Here is a 24087-nt window from a genome sequence, read left to right as displayed (position 1 = left end):
ATTTTCACCTTTTAATCGTTGTACTTATAAAACAACTAATTATGGAAAGAAAACAGTTTTTAAGGACTTTAGGAGTGGGTGCAGCTTTTGCGTTAACTTTTCCTTGTTTAGGCGGGTGTTCTAGTGATAGCGATAGTGAAGAAGGTGATAAAAAAGAAGTGCCCACTAATGTAGATTTTACTATAGATTTAGAGTCAGACGAGGCATCTAAACTACAAGCCAATGGTGGTTTTATTCTTAAGAATGATGTTGTTGTGGTTAAAAATCTAGAGGGGGAGTTTGTTGCTGCCACTCAAATTTGTAGTCACGAAAACTATGACCAAGTACGTTTTGCAAATGTAGACGGAGGTATTTTTTATTGTGATGTTCACGGTTCTCGTTTTAGTCAAACAGGTACGCCTTTAAACCAAGTAGATAGTAAAGCTGCCAAGCCTTTAAAAGTATATAATACGACACTAACAGGTACTATGTTACGTGTGTTTGAATAGTTTGGTAATATTTTTGAATTTCGTGTGCTATGAAAAAATTAGTTGTAATAATATGTTTGTTATTTTCTTTTACAATAACAGCACAAGAATGGAGTAGTAGTTTTTCTGATGCAGTTACTAAGGCAAAAGAGCAGGATAAACACCTATTATTGGTTTTTTCTGGGTCGGACTGGTGTGCTCCTTGCATAAAGTTAGATCAAGAAATATGGCAATCATCAGAATTTAAAAAATACGCAGAAAAGAATTTAGTACTTTATAAGGCAGACTTTCCAAGGAAAAAGAAAAATAGATTACCAAGCGACTTAGAATTAGCAAACAGAGAGTTAGCTAATACATATAATCAACAAGGTTATTTTCCGTTTGTACTACTTTTAGATAAGGATAAAAATATTTTAAGTAAAACAGGATATAAAAATAGTTCACCATCAGAATATATTAAGGATTTGAGTACTTTTGTGAAGTGAAAAAATTACTGTCCCCCCTGTTTTGTTTTTTCTTTTTGTTTTCAGTTGCTCAAGAAAAACACATTACCGCCCATAAAACTGTAAAGTTAATGGGCAATAGATTCGATTTTACTATAGTTGCTAAAGAAACAGCAACAGCAAATGCTTATATAGAGGAATGCATTGCAGAGGTAAAGCGCATAGAAAAAATAATATCTTCTTGGGATAAAAATTCTCAAACTTCAGAAATTAATAAAAATGCAGGTGTTGCTCCTGTGCAAGTAGCTCCAGAACTTTTTGGACTAATAGAACGTGCTATACAAATATCTAAAGTAACAGATGGTGCTTTTGATATTACTTATGCAGCTCTAGATAATGTATGGAAGTTTAATATACATATGGATTATTTGCCTACAGATGCTCAGGTTGCAAACTCAATTGCAAACGTAGGTTATAAAAATATTATTCTAGATAAAGAAAAGCAGACTGTTTTTTTACCAAATAAAGGGATGAAAATAGGCTTTGGGGCAATAGGGAAAGGTTTTGCTGCCGACCAGGTAAAGCAATTAATGATTAGTAAAGGTGTAATCGGAGGTATTATAAACGCATCAGGTGATTTAACCACTTGGGGCACTCAGGTAAGTGGCAAAAAATGGATGGTAGGCATAAGCAATCCTCTAGATGCAGAAAAAATATTTTCTTGGTTGCCTATAGTAGATTCATCTGTAGCAACTTCTGGTAATTATGAAAAATATATCATTTTTAAAGGAGAAAAATACTCACATATCATAGACCCTAGAACAGGTTGGCCTTCTAAAGGTGTAAAAAGTGTTTCCATTTTTGCTAAAAAAGCAGAATTATGTGATGCGCTTGCAACGTCTATCTTTGTAATGGGTGTAGAGACTGGGTTGTCTGTTGTAGCGCAATTAAAAGGAGTTGAGGTTATAATAGTAGATCAAAACAACCAAATACATAAAAGTAAAGGCATTACGTTCCAAAATAATTACTAAATTTAAAGTATGAGAAATTTAATTATTCTTTTCTGCTTGGCTGTTACAGCTACATCTTGCGTAGCTGTAAAGGGGTATGATAAGGTGTACCTTAATGATGAGGAGATGACCCTAGCAGCAAAAAACATAGAACGTTACGAAACCAATTTTCAGGTTTACAGAGAATCAGCTTCAGGAGCAAACGGAGGTAAAACAGGTGGTGGTTGCGGTTGTAATTAAAAATAAATAATTAAAATAATGCAAAAGGTTCTTATACCAATAGCTTTGTTATTTTCTGTTCTAATCTACGGACAAGAAGAAGCTACTTATAGCAAACGAGTTTTAGAAGATGCAGAAGTAGACCTGCTTTTTAGTTACTACGATCAAGATGGAGATAATGCAGCTGTATCTGGAGGTGAGGGTACGCAAGAGTTAACAGATGTAACATCTACCATCGTTGTAAAAATACCTTTAAATAATGATGATGTACTTACTGTAGATGTTGGTATATCTGCGTACACATCTGCATCGTCTAGTAATGTAAACCCATTAGATGGAGATTTTAGCAAGAGAGTTAACCCTTTTAATGCGTCTTCAGGAGCTTCTAAAAGTGATAAGCTAATTCATTTTAAAGCGGGTTACGAGCACAGCTCAGAAGATAGAAATAAAATTATAGGAGCTAGTTTATATTCCGCAAAGGAGTACGATTATAGTTCTGTGGGTATAGGAGCTAGTTATACATACTTGTTTAATGAGAAAAACACAGAATTGTCTATTTCTGGACAAGTATTTTTAGACAAATGGAAGCCGCAATACCCAATAGAGTTAAGGCAAGGTTTTTTTGATAGTAGAGTTTCAGGAACAGGAACGTATAACCCTAATTTTACTGAGTTTACTAACAAAAATAGAAATACATATTCAGTGTCTTTAGGCTTGTCACAGATATTAGGTAAAAAGGTGCAAGGATCTTTATTTGCAGATGTTATTGTACAGAGCGGATTATTAAGTACACCTTTTCAGCGTGTATACTTTGGAGATATGAACGATTTTTTTATTGATGATTTTCAATTAGCAGACGGAGTAGAAATATTGCCAGATAACCGAGTTAAAATTCCAATAGGAGGTCGCTTAAACTATTATCTTAATGATACTTTTGTGTTACGTACCTATTATCGTTTTTATACAGATGATTGGGGAATTACGTCTAATACGGCTAGTATAGAGGTTCCTATTAAATTAAATAATGTTTTTACATTATACCCTACATATAGGTTTTACAATCAATCAGAATCTGAATATTTTTATGAGAAAGAAGGAGCAGTGTCTATTTTGGACTATTACACATCTGATTATGATTTAAGTGAGTTTATATCTCATCAATACGGAGCAGGTCTACGCTACAAAGATATTTTTGCCAAGCAAAGAGTTTTTGGTTTTGGTTTAAAAACGATAGACGTTAGGGGAACAATGTACAATAGAGACAACGGATTAGACTCTTTTATAGTAAGTTTGGGAGCTACTTTTGTAAATGTCAGATAATTAGAAACTAAATATAGCCTTCGTTTTTTAAATCTTCTTTTGAGTCGATAGGTTTAGAATATCCATTTTTAAAAAAAAAGAGAGTGTCACTAATTTCCAAAATATCATTATAATAGTGATCTGTTATAATAATTACACTTTCTTTTTTCTGTGTGTTGATTATGTTTTTGATTTTTTCAATGTGAATAGGAGAAATAAAAGAAAATGGTTCATCTAATAGAATTATCTTTTTTCTAGACTTTAAGATTAAATATGTTTCAATAACTCTTATTTCACCACTAGAAAGTTTATTGATTTTAGTTTTTTCGTATAAAGAAAAAGTGTCAAACTCAGCTACAAAATCTATCCATGAAACTTTAAATAAATTAAATATTCTTGACGTCGTTAAATTTTTAGGAATAAGGGAATGTTGTGGTAAATATGCAATAAGACATGTACTAAACAAAGCTTTTTTTTGATGTTTACCATCTATTCTAATATTTTTGCTTTTTGGAGATAAATTGCCAAATAGGATTTTTAATAATGATGTTTTTCCACAACCGTTTTTTCCAAGAATACCAGTTACCGTGCCAGTTTCTCCTTTTATGTAAATTCCTGATAGAATTTTATTTTTACCAAAAAAATACTCTACATTGTCTATTTCTACTATCAAAATAAGGAGATTGTTTTAAAAGCTAATAATGTGAGTATACTATCGATTAAATATAAAAAAGAAAAAATTTTTATCCTCGAGAGTCCAAAATTTTGATAAAAAGTTAACTTTTGATTTAGTTTAACATTAGAAATAAATTGAATATATAACAAGCCAAATAAAACAGTTTTTATTGTAAATAATTGAATAATGGATATTGATCTAAAAATTAGATACAATGTAACTATTGGAGACAAAAACATATAAGTTACGTAAAAAATAAAGCAAAGCTTGTATGTCTGTATTTTTAAAAATGATTTCATCAAATATTCTTGTCTTTAAATTATTTAAATAAATATACAAAAATATCGTAAATTCGCAGTCCAAGCGAAGCACGGATTATGATTGACAAATTAAATATAGTAAAACAACGTTTTGATGAGGTTTCGGATTTAATTATCCAACCAGATATTATTACAGATCAAAAGCGTTATGTAGAGCTAAACAAAGAATATAAAGATCTTAAGAAGTTATGTGACAAAAGAGATTTATATCTTGAGTTTACGAACAATATAGAAGAGGCTAACGAAATTATTTCTGACGGTAGCGATGCAGAAATGGTAGATATGGCTAAAATGCAATTAGATGAAGCTAAAACTGCATTGCCTAAGTTAGAAGAAGAAATTAAATTATTACTTATACCTAAAGATCCAGAAGATTCTAAGAATGTTGTGGTAGAGGTAAGAGGAGGTACTGGTGGAGATGAAGCTAGTATTTTTGCAGGTGATTTATTTAGAATGTACACTAAGTATTGTGAATCTAGAGGTTGGAAAACCAACGTGATAGATTTAAGTGAAGGTACAAGTGGTGGTTACAAAGAAATTCAGTTTGAAGTTACAGGTGATGATGTTTACGGTACCTTAAAGTTTGAAGCTGGAGTGCACCGTGTACAAAGAGTACCACAAACAGAAACACAAGGTAGAGTACATACAAGTGCTGCAACGGTTATGGTATTGCCAGAAGCAGAAGACTTTGATGTACAAATAGAACCTAAAGATGTTCGTGTAGATTTTTTCTGTTCTTCTGGACCAGGTGGACAGTCTGTAAACACAACGTACTCTGCAGTGCGTTTAACTCACTTACCTACAGGATTAGTAGCACAGTGTCAGGATCAAAAATCTCAACATAAAAATAAGGAAAAGGCATTTAAAGTATTACGTTCTAGATTGTACGATCAGGAATTAGCTAAAAAGCAAGAAGAAGATGCCGCAAAACGTAATTCACAAGTAAGTAGTGGTGACCGTTCTGCTAAAATTAGAACATATAATTATCCGCAGGGTAGGGTAACAGACCATAGAATTGGTTTAACACTTTACGATTTGCAGAATATAATAAATGGAGATATTCAAAGAATTTTAGATGAGTTAATGCTTGTTGAAAATACAGAGAAACTAAAAGAAGCATCTGAAATTTTCTAGGGAATACGTAGATTCTAAAAAAAAAATGAAAGATTTTGTAGGTTGATAAATTGAAGATTGAAGAAGTTCAGGTTCAAAATACATCAATTGCAAAATCTTTTTTTATATAACAAAGTCAAAACATAGTATAGAATGACAACAGAACAGTTAGTAGCACAAATACATAAGAAACAATCTTTTTTGTGCATAGGTTTAGATGTAGACCTAACTAAAATTCCACAGCATTTACTAAAAGAAGAAGATCCTATTTTTGCTTTTAACAAAGAAATTATAGATGCTACGCACCATTTATGTGTTGCTTATAAGCCAAATACTGCTTTTTATGAAGCGTATGGTATAAAAGGATGGGTTTCTTTAGAAAAGACTATAAAATACCTTAATGCTAATTATCCAGAGATTTTTACAATTGCAGATGCTAAACGTGGAGATATAGGTAATACCTCTACAATGTATGCTAAAGCCTTTTTTGACGACTTGGGGTTTGACTCGGTAACTATTGCTCCTTATATGGGTAAAGACTCTGTAGAGCCTTTCTTAGCCTTTACAGACAAGCATACAATACTTTTAGCCTTAACATCTAATGCTGGTGCTTTTGACTACCAAACAAAGCTTGTAGACGGCAAAGAGTTATATAAACAAGTTTTAGAGACCTCTAAAACGTATAAAGGGTCTAAAAACTTAATGTATGTTGTAGGAGCTACAAAAGCCGAGTATTTATCTGAAATTAGACAAATAATACCCAATAGCTTTTTATTAGTGCCAGGGGTTGGGGCACAAGGAGGTAATCTTGCTGATGTTTGTACATATGGTATGAGTTCTAATGTAGGTTTATTAATAAACTCATCTAGAGGCATAATTTATGCAAGCAACGATTTAGACTTTGCTAAAGCGGCAGCGCAAAAAGCTCAAGACTTACAACAGCAAATGAAAATAGAGCTAGAGAAACTAAGCTAGTTTTTCTAAAGTTCTTCTTGTTTTTACAGCTTTAAATTGTAAAAATTCAGCCAATTTTGTGTTGCTATTTCCTATTTGTGCAGCCATCTCAATAAAAGAGTTATATCTGCGTTCTAATAGAGAAATCATATTCTCTTCGTTAGTTAAAGGAGTGGTAGTACCTACTTTGCAATATTGATTTTTCATAGCTAATGTTTTGTTCTTTACAAAGATACGTTTCAAACAGGGGTTTTGGTTCATCAGAAGAGTGACGTATGACCAATAAATAGGTAATTTATCTTTTTTTTAACTTTAATTTCTGAAAATCCTAACATTGTGATACAAACAACATATATAATTCCTATTTTTACGCGCTTAAAGCATCATCAATCAACACAAAAATATATTGCTTAATTATACAACTTATAGACATAAAACTTCTGAAAAATGGGTTACGTTTATTCACGGAGCAGGAGGTAGTTCTTCTATCTGGTTTAAACAAGTAAGAGCATTTAGGAGTGAGTTTAATATACTACTTATAGATCTTAGAGGTCACGGTGGATCTAAACACAGTTTTAAAGATGTTTATGATAAGAAGTATACCTTTAATTTCTTAACTGAAGATATTGTACAAGTTTTAGAATTTGAGAACGTAGAAAAATCTCATTTTATTGGTATATCATTAGGGACAATCTTAATTAGAAATTTAGCAGAAAACTACCCTCAGAAAGTAGAGAGTATGGTTTTAGGTGGAGCAATACTAAAATTAAACTTTAGATCACAGGTTTTAATGCGTTTAGGAACCATTTTTAAATCTGTTGTACCTTATTTATGGTTGTATAAGTTTTTTGCATTTGTAATAATGCCAAATAAGAACCATAAAGAGTCTAGATCTCTTTTTGTACGTGAAGCTAAGAAGTTATACCAGAAAGAGTTTATACGTTGGTTTAAGCTTACTGCAGATATAAATCCATTACTTCGTTTTTTTAGAACAAAGGATATAAAAATTCCTGCTTTATATATTATGGGACAAGAAGATTATATGTTTTTACCTTCTATAAGAAAAGTTGTGCAACAGCATGAAGCATCAGAGTTAGTGGTAATAGAAGATTGCGGACACGTAGTAAATGTGGAGCAACCAGACGTTTTTAATGAAAAGGTTATAAAGTATATCGCATCGTTTTAAACACAAAATACTACAAAAAATAAAAACCGGTGCTCCCACCGGTTTTAAACTAACTAACTCAAAAAAATACTAACTCAATTTTTTTACAAAAATCGAAAATTTTGTAATATTCACGGTTAACTTAACATTAATAATAAGTTAGATAACACGTTTCATATTTACATAACGTCCTTATTTTTAGATTATTGTAAAATGTAAGAGAAATTAGTAATATTTTTAATCTTGTAAGGCAAATACTTTCTTTAAAAGATCTGTAGATCTAGAAGAAACTTTATTTCTAATCTCTTTTTCCTCAACAGCAATCATAGTAAACACACCTTCTAAGGCTTCTTGTGTAACATAGTCTGTTAAGTCTGGGTTTACATTATTTGTAAGTGGTAAGCTATTGTATTTTGTAATAAGTTGAGCCCATATTTTATCTGCACCAACTTTAGAAAAAGACTTTTTAATTACAGGGTTAAATTTACTGTATAAAGCAGTTTCTGTGTTTGCTGTTAAATACTGTGTAGCTGCATTGTCCGACCCAACTAAAATATTTTTAGCATCTGCGAAAGACATATTTTTAATAGCATCTACAAAGATAGGAGTAGCTTCACCAACCGCATCTTCTGCAGCTCTGTTGATAGCTTTTAATCCTTGATCGGCTAAACTACTTAAGCCAATGCTACGTAATGTTTTATCTACTTTTTGCAATTCTTCTGGCAAAATAATTTTTACCAACTCATTTTTGTAGTAGCCATCTTTTAGAGTAAGCTTGCTCACTTGTTTTTGAATACCTTGGTTAAGGGCAGCTGTTAATCCGTTTGCAATTTCTTGATTGCTTAGTACAGCACCGCTTTGTGGCAATTGGTTTACTACTTGTTGTAGTTCTGCGCAACTTATAAAACTAAATATTACAAGGACTAAAAGTAACTTTTTCATACTATAATGGTTTGTGTTTGTGTTATACCTAATTAAGGTAGTGCAAAAGTAACAAAAGCCTTGAGTTTTATGGTGTTTTTAGTCTTTTTTTAACCTTAATTATAAAGTCTTATAATTTCGCCACTACGTTTGCCTTTTACGCTCCTAACATAAGCACCAATTAGTTTATTCATTGGTATTGGCATATTGCCAAGAAATAAATCTTTGTATTTATCGTATGCATCTTCTACTACGTTAGAGGATACAGCATTAACCCTAATACCATTTTCTATTTCTAATGCAACTGCCATTACAAAACTATGCACAGCACCATTAACCATCGCAGCACTTGTAGTTTTTACAACAGGATCATCTGCTAAAATACCAGTAGATAAGGTTATAGAGCCATTTTTATTTAAATAGTTTTGGCCAATACGTACAAGATTTACTTGGCCCATTAGTTTGCTATTAAGTCCAATATGGTAATCTTCTTCTGTTAAGTTATTAAATGTGTCCCATTTGGCTTCACCCGCAATAGATATTATGGCATCTAGTTTTCCTGTTTTATCAAACATTTCTTTTATAGAGTTGCTATTGGCAATATCAACAGTTACATCTCCGCTTGTTCTGCCAGCTACAAGTACTTCTGCTTCATTTTTAAAATGTGCTGTTACTTTTTTACCAATTGTTCCGTTGCCTCCGATAATTAAAATTTTCATATCAATATATTTTAGAATTATACATTTCTTTTTTGTCTAGGTGTATTGTTTTTTCGGTTTTTATAGATTGTTAATGTAGCTATGATGCTCCACAATAAATTTGTTACAAATGCGGAATAGCATTGTAATAGAAACAATTTAAAGCAATAAAAAGTCCGTCTATTAAATTAAGGTACTTACCGCATTCTAAATACTTCTTATTTTCTACAAGAGTAAGTGCGTATGCCAAAATAATTATAGCAGAGCCATACCAACCTAAAATATCTATTATTAGTTTCTTTTTTTATATTGCTATATCTATAAAAATGAAAAATTATTTATTAAAAACATCTGTGTACTTAACCGTTACTTTTCGTAGGTTTTCTGACAGCGTTTTTAACCAAATTAACTGGTTAGATATCAAGTGCGACTCTTGTAAATTTAGTAGCGTGTCTTTATCTATTTCTGTTTTACCAGCTTCAATATCTTTATCTCTTGCTAAGGCTAAAGCATCAAAATCTTTGCTAAGTTTTTGCTGTGCTTTATCTACGTGTACCTCTTCTTCATCTGCTGTAAAGTTTACTTTTTCTAGCGTTAAAGCAGATTTTTTTAAAGAAGTGTTTATACTAGAAACTATAATATCAAACTCTTTAGAAGCAGGTGTTGTCTTGTGGTTTAAAATATAACTACCTATAGATGCAATTGCAGATAACATAGTGTGGTTAAGGGTTACTATATCGTATATTAAAACAGACTCTTTTTGTTTAGATTTTGGGTCTTGTGTTAAACGCTGAAAAGCTGCATTTAAATTACTCATAGCTAAAAAAGCTTCTTTTCTATATACTTTATACTCTAAGGTATTGGTTTCTTTATTTTGATATAATTTTTTTGTAGCTTCTAAATAATCTCTATTACTTAGTATTACTTTTAAAATTACAGTGTCTAAATTCTTGTACTCCCAACTAGGAAAAACTACATAATTAGCAAGCAAAGCAATAGCAGCGCCAATAACAGTATCTATTACGCGGTATTGAATTACGGAAAAAGCATTGGGGTCTAATAAAGCATAAACAAAAACAATGTTTAATGTAATAAATGCAGCACCAGCCTTATAACTTTGTTGTATTAATGAAAACGCAAAGGTTAAAGAGATTACAGCTAATACCATATAAACGATGGTGTTTTGTGTAATAAGAATTATAATTGTGGCAATTACAGCACCAATTATAGTACCTATAATTCTGTTTTTAGAACGCTCTTTTGTTAAACCATAATTAGGTCTCATAATTACTATGATAGTAAGTACAATCCAATACGCATTTTTTAAATCTAAAATACTACCAATTAGAAATCCAAAAACAATGGCTAAAGACAAGCGTAATGCGTGTCTAAGCATTGGAGATTTTAGGCTAAAATGTTGTAAAAGAATATTAAATTTATATTCTTGCAGGGTTAAAAATTGTTTAGATTCCTGTGTTTTTGGTAAAACCTTAGCTGTATTTTCAGAATTGCTTAATACGCGTCTAATAGCTTTTATTTCTGATAAAAGTTGCTTTTGGTAATCGTGTAAATTACGTAGTGTAATTGCACCATCTCTGGCTTTAGGTAAGGTAACTTCGGCAACAAAGGCACCTATAGAAGTATTACATTCTTCAAAAGTCTTATTTAGGATAGATATATCTGGTAACTTGTCTTTTTTAAGCAGTAATTCTGATAACATAATAAGGTGATTCCCCATTACTTTATTCATTTTTTTGAACGACTTAATATGGTGTTTTTGAAGTTCAAAAAGTGAATCTATTTTAGAATAGTCTAAATTATTTGCAAGAGCGAGCTCAAAAATATCTACTAGAGAAATAAAAATCAGTAATCTTTTTTCGTTGGATATAGATCTACCAGAACGCTTACGGTCTTTTAATAAGAGTTCTCTTAGTGTTTCGTGCTTTTCACTTATTTGGGTTTGTATAATAAGTGCTTTGGTAGAGAATTTATCTCTTTTAGCAGGTTTACTTAATAGTTTAGCTCTTATTTTTAGGTACTTACCGGTAAGTGCAGATGTGTCAGACAATAACTGGTCTACATCTTTTTTAGGCGAAATCCAACCAGAAATTAATGATACAATTAAATACCATAAACCACCAATACCTATTAAACCAACGTGTTGCCAAATTTCTGTAGCTTCAGGTTTTTTAACAGCTAATCCTAAAACAATAGCTAGTAAACCAGAAAAGGAAACTAATGAAGCTCTAAAACCATACGCAGAAATTAATGCTATTATAAAACTTAAAACAGCAATGGCAATTAGTAGTACTATAAAAAATGGTTTAGTAAATAGAATTACACTAGTAACCAACATTGTTAGTCCTATACCAATTAGAATACCATTTATTTTACGTTTTAGACTGCCAGGAACATCACTAGGAGCATTTAAAAAAGCACCTAAAACAATTGATGGTGCATACTCCATTTGTCCAATCGAATAAAAAAAAACCAAAGGAATAACCACAGATATAGTAAGTACAATACCTCTGTAGAAGGCAGACCCTTTTAAAAAGAGCTCAATGGTTTTTAAGTACGTGGTAATCTTTTTCTGCATTGTAGGCAAAGATAGTCTAATTGTTTTTTAGCAAATTTGACCTTGACGTTAATTAAAATGCAATAAATTATTAGGTTTAAGAGTAAGACTAAAATTAATTTAGCCGCTCTTCTTCCATTTTTCTAGATTCTCTAATAAGAGCACTTGCTAAAACGGTTGTTGCATCTATAATTAAACTGTCTTCAATCTTTTCATATTGTATGGCAAGCGGAATTTCTGTACAGCCTAAAATTACAGCTTGTGCGCCTTTTCTAGATAAATAAGTTGCCGCCATACTTAGGTTTTCTTTTGCTTTTTGGTTCACAGGGTTAGAAAATGCTTTAATGCCGTAGCTAGCATCATAAATAGAAGGGTGTACAAACAAATCTTGAATATCTTCTGATGGCTGAATTACTTCAATATTATATTTAGCTAAAACATCTGGATATACTTTAGCTAAAATAGTACCTGTAGTACCTAAAACTCCAACTTTTGTAATTTCTGGATATTTAGTAGAAATGTGTAAGCCTACTTCTTCAATAAGATTTACAAGCACACAAGACTCTGGGATACTTTTTTCAATTAAACTTAAAATAGGTTTTGCGTGTGCCGTATTACAAGGAATACCTATAATACTAGAACCGCTAGCAATTAACGATGCTATAATTTCTGATATAGCAATACCCGGATTTATAGTTGTCTCGCCTAATAGGTACTTCGTACGATCTATAATTTTGTGTGGCACGGATAACATGGAAACAGGTAAATGCTCTTGGTCAGATTTTGCCTCTGTAAGGTCGTACACCTTTTTAATTAAATCTATACCAGCATAGCTGCCAACATCGCCAACTATACCTATTGTTTTATGTATCATACCTAAAAAATTAAGGGTGTAAAATAACAGTAAATTTTAAAGCCATAGCTGTTAAAAAGCTATAAATTTTTAGCTAAATCTGTTAACTTATGTATTACTGTTGTAGGCTCTATTCCCCAAGGATCCATAATAGCATCTGGAGTACGTTGTACCCAAGCAGAATGCATGCCAAACATTTTAGAACCAATAACATCAAAATTATTACTAGATATTAACCAGCTTTCCTCTTTTTTTGCATTTGCAGTTTCTAAAAAGTAGTCGTATACAATAGGGCTAGGCTTAAACATTTCTACATTTTCTACGCTAATTACAGCCTCAAAATAGTGAATAATAGTAGCTGTAGTTAGTAGTTTTGTAACCGCTTCTTTACTTCCGTTAGAAAAAGCAAACAAACGATGACCAGCATTTTTTAGTTCTTCTAAACCATTAGCAACGTCATCAAAAACGGGTAATACTTTATACTCGTTTAGCAATGCTTCTTTTTGTTCACAACTTAAATCTATAGCAAATTTTTTACACGCATAACTAAGTGCATTGTCTGTACATATTGAAAAATCTGTGTACTTATCCATTAAGCCACGTCTAAAAGAATACTCCAATTGCTTATCTCGCCACGTATCCATAAATGGTTTTGCAGCATCTTTGCCAATTAGTTTCTCTAACGAAGTGAGTACGGCAGACGTATTTATAAGTGTGCCATAAACGTCAAAAGCTAAGGTGTATTTCATAATTAGTTTTTTGCTAATTCAATTTTATTAATGGTAAACTCCATATCAGAAATATCTGCAGTTACCTCATTAATTCTAGAGTTGGTATAATATAAATATCCATTGTAAATGCTAAAAGTGTCTGCCCATTTTACGATATCACCTTCAATTAAAGTATGTATGCTACCGTCTGTTTTGCGATACATAATTTTATTGTGTTCTAGATCTGCATAATATAGGTTTCCGTTTTCGTCAAAAATCATTCCGTCTGGCGCAGATGTTTTAGCTTCAAAAGTTACTGCATTTTCAACCTCTTTTTCATTAGTTAAAGCCAAGGCCTTTGTAGGTATACTGTATAAACTATAGCCTGTAAGTGAGTGGTAGTATAATTTATCATTTTTAGTATCTAAAGCAATACCATCAGAATTTACTGTATTTGTCCATTTCTTATGATCAAAAGTTAAAAACTGAACCTCTGCAGCTGTTGAGGGATGATTGTCTAGAACTCTAGTAAATTTTTCAGTTTTTAAATCTAAAATTACCAAACCAGAATTGCCAGAGTCTGTAAAGTATATTTTGTTATTCTTTTTATCAAGTCGTAAATCGTTTATATAAGAATTAGCGTGATAAGTGCCTTCACTTAAAATATAAGTATGCTCTAATTGTTTTGTGTTTATATTAAACACAAAGACTCTAGGTGCATCTAAAACTTCTTGAAAAAGCGGACTTCTTGTATCTAAAACATAAATAAGATTATCATAAACAACTACAGATTGTACACCAATAAATTTAGTAGCTTCTACCTTGTCTCCAATTTCCCAAGAGTTCCATTCTTTGTTAGGAAAAGGGGAGTGGTTGTTGCTACCGACTTCAACTTCAACCACAGAATTGTTAACTCCATTTCTCCATCTAGGAAAATTTACAAAAATACGACCCTCATTACTCACAGATACTCCCGTTACTTGCTGCCCCTTAAAAGATGCTATTTGGGTAATTTTTGGAGTTTCAGTCTGTATGACTACAGGTGTCGATTCTGTTTTGTTAGCTGTTTTTTCTTTACAAGAAATAAATAAAATAGAAAGGATAATTATATAGCTTAAATTTTTCATTGATTCGTTTTTCTTACTTAAAATAGATTATTTTAACTTTTGTAAAGCAGCCAATATTTCTGAAGGTTCTGCACGTACGGTATAATCTGCATCTAAAAAAGCATACGTAATTATTCCGTTAGTATCTATAACATAGGTTGCAGCTAAAGGCAATTCATTACTAGTATCTCCATTTACATTATTTAATCCAAAACCAGCATTATATACAGTAGCCACATCGTCTGTTAACGTATAAACTACACCATATTCTTTTCCTATAGTATTTCCTAAATCACTTAAAATAGCGAATTCTAAATTGTTTTTTTCTGATGTACTTAAAGAGTTATCTGGCAATTCTGGAGTTAAAGCTAAAAGTGTTGCACCTTCGTTTTTAAATTCAGGTAACTTTTCTTGTAAAGCATGTAATGTAATGTTACAATACGGGCACCAACCACCTCTGTACCACGTTAAAACTACAGGGCCGTTTTTTAATTCGTCGTATAAAGTAACCAACTCATTTAAAGCATTTTTTAAGGTGAAATTATGAGCTTTATCTCCCACATTTAAAGCCTTTTCTAGTATGCCAGAGTTTTTAACACTAGAAATACCATTTGCATAAATCTGTTTCTTTTCGTCTGTGAATTTAGCAGCACCTGTTTGGCGTACTTTATCTAGCAAAGTATCTAATTCTCCAGTATTTTTATTGTTATCCATTTGTTGTGTTTTAAACAATTTGTTAAATTAAACAGATTGTTGTTCTGCTAGTAATTCCGTTACTACTTGTTTGTAAGTGTCCACTGGTTGTGCACCAGTTAATGCACTTTTACGGTTAAAAACAACGGTAGGTACAGAGTTTACTCCTAAACTTTTCCAGTACTCTTCTTCGGACCTTACTTTTGTTCTTGCTTCTTCATGATCTAATAAAGCAAAAGCTTCTGTAGCGTTTAAACCAATAGCTTCTAATTCTTGTTTAAGAATTTCTCTGTTAGACACATCCTTACGCTCTCCAAAAAATGAGTTCATTAAACGCAATTTGAGTTCTGTTTGTTTGCCTTGTTCTTTAGCATACTCTAAAAGTACGTGAGCGTCAAACGTATTAACCATACGCATACCCTTAAAATAATCGAATTTAAAGTCAAGTTCAGCGCCAAAATCTGTCATACGCTCTTGCGATTCTTTCTGCTGCTCTGGAGTAGAACCATATTTTTCTGTAATATGTTCTTCTACATCCTGACCTTCAGCAGGCATATTTGGATTTAACTGGAACGGTTGCCATTCTAATTCTATCTTATCTTCAACACCAAGTTCTTTAATTGCTTGTTCTAAACGTTTGTATCCAATGGCACACCATGGACAAACAACATCAGAAACAACATCAATCTTTATTTTTTCTGTCATAATTTTTATTTTAATTACATACTAGAATTAGCTACTCGCTAATAATACTAGTGTTTAAAAAATCTTTTTCATTAGGCTCATTCTCGTTACTTTCCCCTGTAGATAATAAATTAATAATCATAGAATTTACAATTCTACTTTTGGTAAGATCCTGCTTTGGAATAGTTACTTTGTGTAGCACACCTAGCATATTTAGGTGAGACTTTAGACTACTATTGTTAATTAGTACAATACTATAATTTTCTTTAGTAAAGGATTTTACCTTAGATATGTATGGAGAAAGTAGTGATATATCATTTTTAAAAACAGGAATAATTTTGTCTATATCGCCTTTTAAATGATCTTTACTCTCTGCTATATATTTTGCGTAATCTGCTAGGTATAATTCACTTTCTACTTTACTAGGTTCATAGCCTAACATTAAAAACGATGTGTCCTTTGCATTGTCTAAGTGAAAAGGTGTATTCACCTGCTGATTAAATCTAACGAGCCAATGGTACGTTAATGGTTTATGATATGTTTTTAGCGTAAACTTAGAAAGTTCATTCTTTAAATCAACCATAATAGACCTAAACGCTAAGGAAGTCAGGTTTTTTCCAAAGTCTAAATGTACAAAGCCAGGGGTAATTGTATCTGATCTAAAAACGAGATCTATACAAGTTTTGGCAATACTATTTATGCTCTTATCTTTTACCTTCATTCTAGTTTAATTTTACTTCTTAGAACAAATAGTTACGTTAGGTACTGTTTTTATTAAAACGTAACCAATTCACTAATTTGCAACTCTCCTTGTACATTGCTGTAGTTTTTTATATCTGCAGCAAAGACTTCTGCGTGTGGGCCAAATGAAGATTGGAACGCTGCAACATCATCAAACTTTAAATGAGCAATAGCTACATAAGGAGCGGGTTCTCCAGGAATTCTACTAGCGAATCCTAAGTCTAGCTCTAGCCCTTTTAAAGCACTACCAAGAGCTTCTACGATCATTGGTAAATGTTTCGTTTTATAATAATCGGCATCAAACTTAACGTCTTTACCGTTTGGGTACATTACAGATACTTTTATCATATTATTGTTTTTAAAAATTATTTCAAAGACAAGAAAGCAATCTTACACAAATTTACGTACTGTACACATGTATAAGTGTTCATTTATGTTTTCTTTAGGTTTTTCTATTGGTACTAAAAAAAAACCTTCCGTGGATGGCACGGAAGGTTATATGTCGCTATCCTCTTCATAGCCAAACTACTTTTGCGACAGTTTTTTATTTTTTAGACCAAGCAAATTTTTGGAAACCTGCATCAACCGGAGTATTAGCAATATGGTTTGTATAGTTGCTAATTACTTTTTGTGATAAACCTAAAATAATTTCTAATACTTGTTGCTCACCGTATCCAGCTGCATAAAAAGCTTCTAAATCTTCTTGAGAAACATTACCACGATTACGAGTTAAAGATAAAGTCATAGTACGTAATGCTTCTAATTTAGCATCAGCAAGTGGAGTTTCATCACGTAAAGCATTAATAATTGCATCATCAACCTTCATCATTTTTGCAATACCTGTATGCGCTGGCACACAGTAATGACAAGCGTGCTCTACGTTAATTGTTTGCCATACTACAGTAAGTTCATCATTATTAAAAGATGTTTCTGTAAATAATTGATGCAAATCTTGGTATGCTTTTAATAATCCTGGAGATCCTGCTAAAACACCGTGCAAACCAGGAATCATTCCATAGGCTTTTTTAGAAGCTTCTAATAATGGTTTTGCAGCTTCTGGTGCAGATTCAATGTTGTGTATTTTTAAAGTTGTCATAATTTTTAATTTTATGTTATTAATATTTGTTTTAATTTAAATCTAAGCAAACGCTTAGTTATATTGTAAAAAAAATGTTACAGGTTTGTAAATGTAACTTCTATTATATTTTCTAATTGATTTTTATGAAACACTTTAGATGCAATTGATAAACCTAAAATGGTATTCATTAAAAAATCTGCTTGCTTTTCTATTAAAGCATTTTCCTTTTTGTCGTCCTGTTTTAAATTACTTACAAATAAATCTCTAATTTCATTTGCAAACTTTTTAAGTTCGTCCATTACAATAGGCTCAACATCTTCTTTAATCTCATTTACCGTGTTAGTCACCAAACAGCCTTTTCTTAAATTGCCTTCTGATGAGAACTCAATAAAATCATAAAAATATTGCTTAAGACCAATAACACCGTTATTAGATGTTCTTAGTTTTTCTTTAATGGTATTTATTTGAGTCTTGTAATACTTAACACTTTCTAAAAAAACACCCTGTTTATTTTTAAAACTAGCGTAGATAGAGAATTGATTAATACCCATTTCTTTTTCTAACATACGAACAGAAGTAGCTTCGTAACCATTGCGCCAAAAAAGACCCATTGCCTTTTCTATTACTTCCTCTTCGATATATTGTTTTTTACGTGCCATTATTAATTAACTACAGGACAAAACTAAGCACTTGCTTTGATATAGGAAAATATTTAAGATTATTTAACATATTTGCCCGATAAAAGGTTGCGTAATTAAGTTTATTCATCATCATCATAAGTAGGTCTTATAATGGTAACCTCTTTAATAAAGCAGTTGGTCGTGTCTTGTTTTTTTAAGAATAAAGGAACAAAATTTTGGAGTTTAGTCTTTAAATGTTCTTTTGTTATAGAGTTGCTATAGGCAGTAAAGTAGAATAGGTGCGTACTATCTTTTAATTTAATTCTTGGGCCCATAATAAGCTTTAAACCAGACTTTATTTTCTGATTATCTAACTCGGTTTCTGTAAAAATTATTTTCGCTTTTTGTAAAGAATCTAACTCTCTAATTTTTTCTTCTTTTGATTGTAATATAGAAGTGTAGTTATTCTTTTTATTGATTAATTCTTTTAAATGATCTTTTTCTTTGCTATTATAATAGTAGGTAGAAAAAGTAACGTACTCTGTTTCTTTATTGTTGTTCACAAGTCGCTTTAAATAAAAGCCACCTTTTTTTGTGTTTAAAATTATGTTGTAACCTAGGCTATCTCTGTTTTTTAAAAACCTATTTAGCTCTGCTGTGATGGCATTGTTTTTTTGAATAACGGGTCTTGGAAAACCATATTCATTAAAAACATCATAGTTTATATTAGGTCTAATTGAAGCAGTCAATTCTGTAGTATCATTGGTATAAATGTGTAAACTGCTATTTTTGTTTGTAATACTATCTGTATAGTGCCTAATGTCCATAATGGCCTGGTTGTACCTTTCTACAGAAGCATCTAGTGCAGACTGGTCTCCACCATAATGTATGTTCTGAAATTCCTTATTCTGTTTGTAATTTTTAATAAGCCCAGGTCCAAACCATTGTACTACGTAAAACAATATTAAACCCGCTATCATTGCAAATTTTAGCAAACCGTAGTTTCTTTTATCTTGGTTGCTATTATTGTTCTCTTGTGGCATATTACTTTTTTAGGTTATACCAAAGATATAGTTCTGTTTAAGAAGTCTAATCCCTATATTCAGGTGTATTTTACACCCTAATTCTGGGTTAAATACTAAAAAGATTGTAGATTTTAAAAAGTACCAACAATACCAATTTGACTACCAGAAAATTTTAAATTCCAAGTAACAAGTTTTGGTTTTGTAGGATAGTCGTATAACTTTTCTTTAAACAAAAATTTATCTATTCCATCTACAACAAGTATGCTAAAAGCAGCACCAAAAGCAACATCGCTTAACCAATGAGATCCATTTACCATTCTAGAAATAGCGGGAAGACTACCAACAGAGTAAATACCTACTTTAGCCCAAGTGTTATCAAACTGTTTTGCGATAGAATGCGCTACGGTCATACCTAACACGGTATGTCCAGACGGAAAAGAAAAGTATTCTTCTGATCCTTCAAAAGGTTTAAAGGTATAAGGGTCTTTACCAGAATATGGTCTTGCACGTCCAAAAGCAGAACGAGCCATAATTTGTAAATATCCAGCGGTAATAGATGAAGAAATGATTAGTACACCGGTTTTACGTACTTGTTCGTTTTTGGTAAATAAACCAACTCCATAAACACCTGCATTCAATGCAAAATAGTACTGAGGTTTGGCAAAGTAAAAACCAAATTCTTTTACGGCGTGAGGTAACTGTTGTTCTTGATTTATAAAAAAGTCGCTTGTTTGCCTGTCTGCGGTAGCAATTATAGCAGTACCAACAAATAGGCTTCCAAACTTAGCAAAGTCCTTACCTTTCCAATGTAATGGTCTTGTTATAGAGTGTTTTATACCACGCCATGATGAGTTAGCATCATACTTAAAGGTTTTCCAGATAGTGGTGCTATCTGTAGGTCTGTTTAATTGCTGAGCAGAACCAGTAAAAGAACATAAAAGTAATAGTAGTATAAAACCTAAACGCATAACTTGTGGTGTGTATTAGTTAATAATACTAATTTTTTTACTTACCAATTTACGTTAGTAGTAAGCAAGATTAGTACAGGAATTAGCTGGCGAAATTAGCACTATAAATCTATAGATACAATGTAATTTATCTAATTTATTGAGTTTAGATACTTTTTAGCTAGTTATTCCTTATCAATTTTAAAAAGTAATAACTCCTCGGTATCATTAGGTAATGTTATAGTTTCTACTAATTTTAGCCCTAACTTTAGTAGCAGATTTTGAGATTCTATATTGTTTTTTGATGTTATTGCGCTAATCTTTTTAAGGTCAAATATTTTAAAAGCAGCTTCTTTTAGTTTATTGGCTGCTTCGTAAGCATATCCTTTTTTTTCATATTCAGGTAAAAAAGCAAAGCCTATATCTATACCCTCTAAACCATCCCTGTTATATAAACCACAAGAGCCAATTTTAACCTTATCCTCTTTTCTGATAATGGTATAATTGGAAAAGCCCAATTGCTTAAGTTGCGGTAGCATTTTAGTCTTGATGTATTCTTGAGCGTCTAGTAAGGTATGTATATTTCGGTCTCCAATATTTTTTAACCATTTAGGAGAATTTAAAAGATCAAAAATAAATTTGGCATCTTCTTCTGTAGTAGGTTTTAAATGTAGTCTATCAGTTTCAAATACCTTATAATTATTCATTTTATAGTAATGGTTTAGTATTGATTTGTTTTGTTAAAATATTTTTTTAGAACTAACAAAGAGATTAAATCCTCCGTCTTTTTGTTTTTAAATTGAGTTATATAGTCATTAGCGTTTTTAACAATTTCTTGTGCCTTCTCTGGATGATCTATATAGTATTGTAGTTTTGTTTCTAAATCCGAATAATCATTTTTTATTGCTACGTAGTGGTAATCAGGAATAAGTGTGCCTTCCATAAACCAAGTTTCGTATTTAGGCTTTGGCATTACTGCTAAAGAACCAGAAGACATTACCCATTTTAAATTACTTGAAACATCATTTCCTTCTAAACAAAGAATAAATTTATAGTGTAATTTTTCAGAAATAGTCATTCTATCTACTTTCCATTTGGGAACTATGTCCTTGGTGTTCACCATACCAATATTGCACATTGGATGGTTAAAGTATAGTTCTAAAAACTTAATTCTGTGTGGTTGATAAGCATATATTTGGCCGCGACTTATTAAGATATCTTTCTTAGATGAAAAAGGAACTTTATCGTTCTTAACAAACATAAAGTGCCTAACCTTATTCCATTTTAATAAAATTGAATTTTCATTTTCATCATTAATGGGTCTACTTTTTACAAAAGCAGGTTCTTTATAAACCTTTGTTATGTCACCAAATAAAAAATGACCTCTTAAACTTTGTTTAAAATATCGACCATACTCATATAGATCAAAAAAATACTCTTTTTTACCCTTTTTTAATTCTAATTCGTTTAAACTTTTAGATTCTGATGACAGGTTAAAATTAGATTCTAACTTATTATAGTAATGCACTCTAGATGTTATTTGTTCTAATTCTATAGTGCTAAGAATATCTATTTGTTTTAACCTAGCATCTAATTTAGATTGATAAAATTTAGAAGGGATAAGTTGTCTAAAGTAATTTTTAGAATAATACAAGAGTTTATTATTCTTGTGTTTATAAGACAACCTTTTAAGTTCCATAGTTTTGATTCCTTTTTTGCGAAAATACTATAATTGTTTAAATCAAAAATAAATTTTGGTCAAAGGTGTTACATTCTTAACATTTAAATGTTCTACGAATAGATTTATTCAATTTTTAATACAGTTTTATATATTTTACTTAAACCGTTTTTACTTCCTTGTACATAATTTTTAAAATCTAGAATAGAAATAAATTTTTTAGATGTAATAGTTAAGCGTTTACTTGTAAAATATAGGGTCTCGTTTTTTTGGTCGTAAAAAGGACAATACTCCATATATTTTGTATTCATAGGAGTACCAATATTTGTGGCTTTTTGCCATTCTCCATTCGCATTTTTTTTAGAGATGTATAAATCTCCACTTCCTTGTCCGTCTTCTTCGTTGTATTTAGAGAACAGTAAAAAATCTTCATCCAAAGAAATAAAAGCGTTAAACTCATAACCTTCACTATTTATGTTTTTGTCTAATAGAATTGGTTTTTCGTATTTATTTTTGTCCCATATACTAACATATATGTCATCTTTACCGTAACCGTTAGGCGAAACCATAGTAAAGTATAAATTGTTGTTTTTACTAACAGATGGGTAAAATTCGTCTAGGTTAGAATTAACTGGCGCGCCCAAATTTTTAGGTTTAGACCATTTACCATTTTTAATATCTTTTTCTACATACCAAATATCAAAATCTTTTTTAATGCTTATGGTGTCATTTAATGGTCTGTCAGAAACAAAAAATAACCTATCTTCATCATAAGATAAAAAAGGTTCTAAATACATATAAGAATCGCAAAACGGAAGCAACTCTGGTTCTGTCCATTTGTTATTTTCTTTTTTTATATGGACTATTTGAGAAATGTTTTGATCCGGACTTTGCATAGTAAAATAGGCATCGTTACCATCTTTAGAAATACAAAAATCTCTAACATTACTATAATCATTTAGAACGTCATCAAACTGTGTAATATCTGATTCGACTTGTGCTATTATTGAGTTTGATAGTAAAAATAAAAGAATTACTAATTTAGATTTATGTAGGGTTGTTCTATTTAAATGCTTTTTCATTCTGACTTTTTAGTATTTTGAAGAAAAGGATTGTACATCATAATAGCGTGATTTTCTACAATCATTTTTTCAGTTTCTAAGTCATCTCTAGTAATTACTTTAAATATTTGATTGTGTCTAGAGTAACCTCCCCAAGACTGTTGTTTAATAATATGGTTTCTTTCCTCAACCTTATAAGACTCTTCTATTTTAATGTTAGATAGTAATTCCCCATTTAAGTGAGTATCATCTAGCCAAAGCTTAATTACAAAACTAGTATTAGTTTCATTTTTTATCTGTAAATCTATGTAGTTGTAAGATAAAGTTGCGCCAGCTCCAAAGGGTACTTTTCTATTCACATCAGGGAAAACATCAAAACCGTGTCTATATCTTTCTTTAACGCTTAACGGACTATGTGCAAAAACCCAAAAAAGTAAGTTTCCTAATTGGCAAAGTCCACCACCAGTATCTCTGTCTATTTCGCCATTTTTTAAAACTAGGCCTTCTAAATACCCTTTTCTTTTTGTTGGGCGGCCAACAAGTTTCCAAAGTGAAAAATATTCATTGGGTTTAATTTCAATTTCATTAAGGTGTTTTATAGCTATTGCAAGGTTTGTTCTTTTATTCTCTTGTAGGTACATATCTACATCTTTTAGAGGCCTTAGAATAAGCGATCTGTGTTTAAATACAGGATGTTTAAAATTTACCGTAGTTTTAGCTTTAGAATAGGTGCGATCTGTAAAAATCCAACTCCATCTTCTTTTAAGAATAAAGTACTCTTTCCCTAGTTTTTGTCTTAGTTTGCTGCGGTCTATTGGTTTTTTTATTTCGTTCAAAATTTCTAGAATAAAATATAACGTTTTGGCTATAGTTAGTACTCATCTTTAAAAGAACATATGTAGCTTTATGTAAAAACGATACGTACATCTTTATGGTTTTCCAAGTTAGCCGATTTTTTACTTAAACCCAAGTTTATCTAAAACGAAAAAAAGCACAACTTTTACAGTGTGCTTTTTACTATTGAATATCCG

General features: G+C 31.3%; 28 protein-coding genes. 8 read left to right on the top strand and 20 right to left on the bottom strand.

From position 1 onward, the window contains the following. The first annotated feature begins 41 nt into the window (after nt 1-41). The 5 genes from M4I21_RS14140 to M4I21_RS14120 all read left to right on the top strand — a co-directional run bounded on the left by M4I21_RS14140 (nt 42) and on the right by M4I21_RS14120 (nt 3459). Complete coding sequence (locus M4I21_RS14140) at nt 42-488, top strand: QcrA and Rieske domain-containing protein (RefSeq protein ID WP_249559883.1); 447 nt, start codon at nt 42-44, stop codon at nt 486-488. Between the two features lie 29 nt (nt 489-517). Then, nucleotides 518-952: a thioredoxin family protein gene (locus M4I21_RS14135; RefSeq protein WP_249559882.1), complete on the top strand. Its 435-nt coding sequence runs from the start codon at nt 518-520 to the stop codon at nt 950-952. Between the two features lie 89 nt (nt 953-1041). Then, nucleotides 1042-1941 carry an FAD:protein FMN transferase gene (locus M4I21_RS14130; protein WP_249559881.1) on the top strand — a complete coding sequence of 300 codons (900 nt, stop codon included), beginning with the start codon at nt 1042-1044 and terminating at the stop codon, nt 1939-1941. A gap of 9 nt (nt 1942-1950) precedes the next feature. Then, entirely contained in the window at nt 1951-2160 is a 210-nt protein-coding gene (locus M4I21_RS14125; RefSeq protein WP_249559880.1) for a DUF4266 domain-containing protein, read from the top strand. Between the two features lie 18 nt (nt 2161-2178). Then, nucleotides 2179-3459 carry a DUF3570 domain-containing protein gene (locus tag M4I21_RS14120; protein ID WP_249559879.1) on the top strand — a complete coding sequence of 427 codons (1281 nt, stop codon included), beginning with the start codon at nt 2179-2181 and terminating at the stop codon, nt 3457-3459. A 7-nt stretch (nt 3460-3466) separates the two neighbouring features. On the opposite strand, the gene M4I21_RS14115 is transcribed toward M4I21_RS14120, so the two are convergent. Further along, entirely contained in the window at nt 3467-4111 is a 645-nt protein-coding gene (locus M4I21_RS14115; RefSeq protein ID WP_249559878.1) for an ATP-binding cassette domain-containing protein, read from the bottom strand. A 380-nt stretch (nt 4112-4491) separates the two neighbouring features. Between M4I21_RS14115 and prfA the strand changes: the two genes are divergently transcribed. Together prfA and pyrF are read left to right on the top strand one after the other, a co-directional pair. After that, on the top strand, nt 4492-5568 hold the full coding sequence (gene prfA, locus M4I21_RS14110; protein WP_249559877.1) for a peptide chain release factor 1: 1077 nt from the start codon (nt 4492-4494) through the stop codon (nt 5566-5568). Nucleotides 5569-5700: 132 nt separating this feature from the next. Continuing rightward, on the top strand, nt 5701-6522 hold the full coding sequence (gene pyrF, locus M4I21_RS14105; protein WP_249559876.1) for an orotidine-5'-phosphate decarboxylase: 822 nt from the start codon (nt 5701-5703) through the stop codon (nt 6520-6522). Here pyrF and M4I21_RS14100 read toward each other — a convergent pair. Continuing rightward, nucleotides 6514-6708: a hypothetical protein gene (locus M4I21_RS14100; protein ID WP_249559875.1), complete on the bottom strand. Its 195-nt coding sequence runs from the start codon at nt 6706-6708 to the stop codon at nt 6514-6516. The two genes, pyrF and M4I21_RS14100, sit on opposite strands and share 9 nt — an antisense overlap. Before the next feature lie 199 nt (nt 6709-6907). Here M4I21_RS14100 and M4I21_RS14095 point away from each other — a divergent pair, with 199 nt between their 5' ends. Beyond that, complete coding sequence (locus tag M4I21_RS14095) at nt 6908-7687, top strand: alpha/beta fold hydrolase (protein WP_249559874.1); 780 nt, start codon at nt 6908-6910, stop codon at nt 7685-7687. A gap of 216 nt (nt 7688-7903) precedes the next feature. Here the strand turns inward: M4I21_RS14095 and M4I21_RS14090 are convergent, their stop codons facing one another. The 18 genes from M4I21_RS14090 to M4I21_RS14005 all read right to left on the bottom strand — a co-directional run bounded on the left by M4I21_RS14090 (nt 7904) and on the right by M4I21_RS14005 (nt 23892). Continuing rightward, the gene (locus M4I21_RS14090) at nt 7904-8608 is read right to left on the bottom strand and encodes a DUF4197 domain-containing protein (RefSeq protein ID WP_249559873.1); all 705 of its coding nucleotides are present in this window, start codon (nt 8606-8608) and stop codon (nt 7904-7906) included. Between the two features lie 95 nt (nt 8609-8703). After that, entirely contained in the window at nt 8704-9306 is a 603-nt protein-coding gene (locus tag M4I21_RS14085) for a short chain dehydrogenase (RefSeq protein WP_249559872.1), read from the bottom strand. A 313-nt stretch (nt 9307-9619) separates the two neighbouring features. Continuing rightward, nucleotides 9620-11881, bottom strand: coding sequence for an FUSC family protein (locus tag M4I21_RS14080; RefSeq protein WP_249559871.1), 2262 nt, complete (start codon nt 11879-11881; stop codon nt 9620-9622). Between the two features lie 94 nt (nt 11882-11975). Then, nucleotides 11976-12734 carry an aspartate/glutamate racemase family protein gene (locus tag M4I21_RS14075; RefSeq protein WP_249559870.1) on the bottom strand — a complete coding sequence of 253 codons (759 nt, stop codon included), beginning with the start codon at nt 12732-12734 and terminating at the stop codon, nt 11976-11978. Between the two features lie 59 nt (nt 12735-12793). Continuing rightward, complete coding sequence (locus tag M4I21_RS14070) at nt 12794-13462, bottom strand: haloacid dehalogenase type II (protein ID WP_249559869.1); 669 nt, start codon at nt 13460-13462, stop codon at nt 12794-12796. A 2-nt stretch (nt 13463-13464) separates the two neighbouring features. Then, the gene (locus tag M4I21_RS14065) at nt 13465-14550 is read right to left on the bottom strand and encodes an L-dopachrome tautomerase-related protein (protein WP_249559868.1); all 1086 of its coding nucleotides are present in this window, start codon (nt 14548-14550) and stop codon (nt 13465-13467) included. Between the two features lie 27 nt (nt 14551-14577). Beyond that, entirely contained in the window at nt 14578-15243 is a 666-nt protein-coding gene (locus M4I21_RS14060) for a peroxiredoxin-like family protein (RefSeq protein WP_249559867.1), read from the bottom strand. Nucleotides 15244-15270: 27 nt separating this feature from the next. Further along, the gene (locus tag M4I21_RS14055) at nt 15271-15927 is read right to left on the bottom strand and encodes a DsbA family oxidoreductase (protein WP_249559866.1); all 657 of its coding nucleotides are present in this window, start codon (nt 15925-15927) and stop codon (nt 15271-15273) included. Between the two features lie 31 nt (nt 15928-15958). Further along, a complete protein-coding gene (locus M4I21_RS14050; protein WP_249559865.1) occupies nt 15959-16627 on the bottom strand; it encodes a hypothetical protein in 669 nt (222 codons plus the stop codon). Nucleotides 16628-16680: 53 nt separating this feature from the next. Beyond that, complete coding sequence (locus tag M4I21_RS14045; protein ID WP_249559864.1) at nt 16681-16995, bottom strand: EthD family reductase; 315 nt, start codon at nt 16993-16995, stop codon at nt 16681-16683. 196 nt (nt 16996-17191) lie between these two features. Continuing rightward, nucleotides 17192-17743, bottom strand: coding sequence for a carboxymuconolactone decarboxylase family protein (locus tag M4I21_RS14040; RefSeq protein ID WP_249559863.1), 552 nt, complete (start codon nt 17741-17743; stop codon nt 17192-17194). Between the two features lie 77 nt (nt 17744-17820). Then, the gene (locus tag M4I21_RS14035) at nt 17821-18384 is read right to left on the bottom strand and encodes a TetR/AcrR family transcriptional regulator (RefSeq protein WP_249559862.1); all 564 of its coding nucleotides are present in this window, start codon (nt 18382-18384) and stop codon (nt 17821-17823) included. Between the two features lie 101 nt (nt 18385-18485). After that, nucleotides 18486-19388, bottom strand: a complete 903-nt coding sequence (locus M4I21_RS14030; protein ID WP_249559861.1) for a hypothetical protein — start codon at nt 19386-19388, stop codon at nt 18486-18488. Nucleotides 19389-19501: 113 nt separating this feature from the next. Then, entirely contained in the window at nt 19502-20338 is an 837-nt protein-coding gene (locus M4I21_RS14025; protein WP_249559860.1) for a phosphatase PAP2 family protein, read from the bottom strand. A 164-nt stretch (nt 20339-20502) separates the two neighbouring features. Next, nucleotides 20503-21024: a GNAT family N-acetyltransferase gene (locus M4I21_RS14020; RefSeq protein ID WP_249559859.1), complete on the bottom strand. Its 522-nt coding sequence runs from the start codon at nt 21022-21024 to the stop codon at nt 20503-20505. Nucleotides 21025-21038: 14 nt separating this feature from the next. Next, on the bottom strand, nt 21039-22016 hold the full coding sequence (locus M4I21_RS14015) for a glycosyl transferase family 90 (protein ID WP_249559858.1): 978 nt from the start codon (nt 22014-22016) through the stop codon (nt 21039-21041). 104 nt (nt 22017-22120) lie between these two features. Beyond that, nucleotides 22121-23077, bottom strand: a complete 957-nt coding sequence (locus M4I21_RS14010) for a TolB-like translocation protein (protein ID WP_249559857.1) — start codon at nt 23075-23077, stop codon at nt 22121-22123. Continuing rightward, nucleotides 23074-23892, bottom strand: coding sequence for a VanW family protein (locus M4I21_RS14005; protein ID WP_249559856.1), 819 nt, complete (start codon nt 23890-23892; stop codon nt 23074-23076). The genes M4I21_RS14010 and M4I21_RS14005 overlap by 4 nt, the downstream gene beginning before the upstream one ends. Nucleotides 23893-24087: the final 195 nt, after the last annotated feature.

It is taken from the genome of Cellulophaga sp. 20_2_10 (genome assembly GCF_023476645.1).
In the GTDB taxonomy this organism is placed as follows: domain Bacteria; phylum Bacteroidota; class Bacteroidia; order Flavobacteriales; family Flavobacteriaceae; genus Cellulophaga.
Note: the sequence above shows the minus strand (reverse complement) of the source record. Positions and strands in the feature narration are given on the sequence as shown.

Bases quoted from the DNA above. Each gene is read 5' to 3' on its own strand.
- M4I21_RS14120 (WP_249559879.1), top strand. From the start codon at position 2,179: ATGCAAAAGGTTCTTATACCAATAGCTTTGTTATTTTCTGTTCTAATC.
- M4I21_RS14125 (WP_249559880.1), top strand. From the start codon at position 1,951: ATGAGAAATTTAATTATTCTTTTCTGCTTGGCTGTTACAGCTACATCT.
- M4I21_RS14135 (WP_249559882.1), top strand. From the start codon at position 518: ATGAAAAAATTAGTTGTAATAATATGTTTGTTATTTTCTTTTACAATA.
- M4I21_RS14075 (WP_249559870.1), bottom strand. From the start codon at position 12,734: ATGATACATAAAACAATAGGTATAGTTGGCGATGTTGGCAGCTATGCT.
- pyrF (WP_249559876.1), top strand. From the start codon at position 5,701: ATGACAACAGAACAGTTAGTAGCACAAATACATAAGAAACAATCTTTT.
- M4I21_RS14055 (WP_249559866.1), bottom strand. From the start codon at position 15,927: ATGACAGAAAAAATAAAGATTGATGTTGTTTCTGATGTTGTTTGTCCA.
- M4I21_RS14015 (WP_249559858.1), bottom strand. From the start codon at position 22,016: ATGGAACTTAAAAGGTTGTCTTATAAACACAAGAATAATAAACTCTTG.
- M4I21_RS14140 (WP_249559883.1), top strand. From the start codon at position 42: ATGGAAAGAAAACAGTTTTTAAGGACTTTAGGAGTGGGTGCAGCTTTT.
- M4I21_RS14030 (WP_249559861.1), bottom strand. From the start codon at position 19,388: ATGCCACAAGAGAACAATAATAGCAACCAAGATAAAAGAAACTACGGT.
- M4I21_RS14060 (WP_249559867.1), bottom strand. From the start codon at position 15,243: ATGGATAACAATAAAAATACTGGAGAATTAGATACTTTGCTAGATAAA.
- M4I21_RS14085 (WP_249559872.1), bottom strand. From the start codon at position 9,306: ATGAAAATTTTAATTATCGGAGGCAACGGAACAATTGGTAAAAAAGTA.
- M4I21_RS14070 (WP_249559869.1), bottom strand. From the start codon at position 13,462: ATGAAATACACCTTAGCTTTTGACGTTTATGGCACACTTATAAATACG.
- M4I21_RS14020 (WP_249559859.1), bottom strand. From the start codon at position 21,024: ATGAATAATTATAAGGTATTTGAAACTGATAGACTACATTTAAAACCT.
- M4I21_RS14130 (WP_249559881.1), top strand. From the start codon at position 1,042: ATGGGCAATAGATTCGATTTTACTATAGTTGCTAAAGAAACAGCAACA.
- M4I21_RS14010 (WP_249559857.1), bottom strand. From the start codon at position 23,077: ATGAAAAAGCATTTAAATAGAACAACCCTACATAAATCTAAATTAGTA.
- M4I21_RS14050 (WP_249559865.1), bottom strand. From the start codon at position 16,627: ATGAAGGTAAAAGATAAGAGCATAAATAGTATTGCCAAAACTTGTATA.
- M4I21_RS14025 (WP_249559860.1), bottom strand. From the start codon at position 20,338: ATGCGTTTAGGTTTTATACTACTATTACTTTTATGTTCTTTTACTGGT.
- M4I21_RS14040 (WP_249559863.1), bottom strand. From the start codon at position 17,743: ATGACAACTTTAAAAATACACAACATTGAATCTGCACCAGAAGCTGCA.
- prfA (WP_249559877.1), top strand. From the start codon at position 4,492: ATGATTGACAAATTAAATATAGTAAAACAACGTTTTGATGAGGTTTCG.
- M4I21_RS14065 (WP_249559868.1), bottom strand. From the start codon at position 14,550: ATGAAAAATTTAAGCTATATAATTATCCTTTCTATTTTATTTATTTCT.
- M4I21_RS14100 (WP_249559875.1), bottom strand. From the start codon at position 6,708: ATGAAAAATCAATATTGCAAAGTAGGTACTACCACTCCTTTAACTAAC.
- M4I21_RS14080 (WP_249559871.1), bottom strand. From the start codon at position 11,881: ATGCAGAAAAAGATTACCACGTACTTAAAAACCATTGAGCTCTTTTTA.
- M4I21_RS14090 (WP_249559873.1), bottom strand. From the start codon at position 8,608: ATGAAAAAGTTACTTTTAGTCCTTGTAATATTTAGTTTTATAAGTTGC.
- M4I21_RS14035 (WP_249559862.1), bottom strand. From the start codon at position 18,384: ATGGCACGTAAAAAACAATATATCGAAGAGGAAGTAATAGAAAAGGCA.
- M4I21_RS14045 (WP_249559864.1), bottom strand. From the start codon at position 16,995: ATGATAAAAGTATCTGTAATGTACCCAAACGGTAAAGACGTTAAGTTT.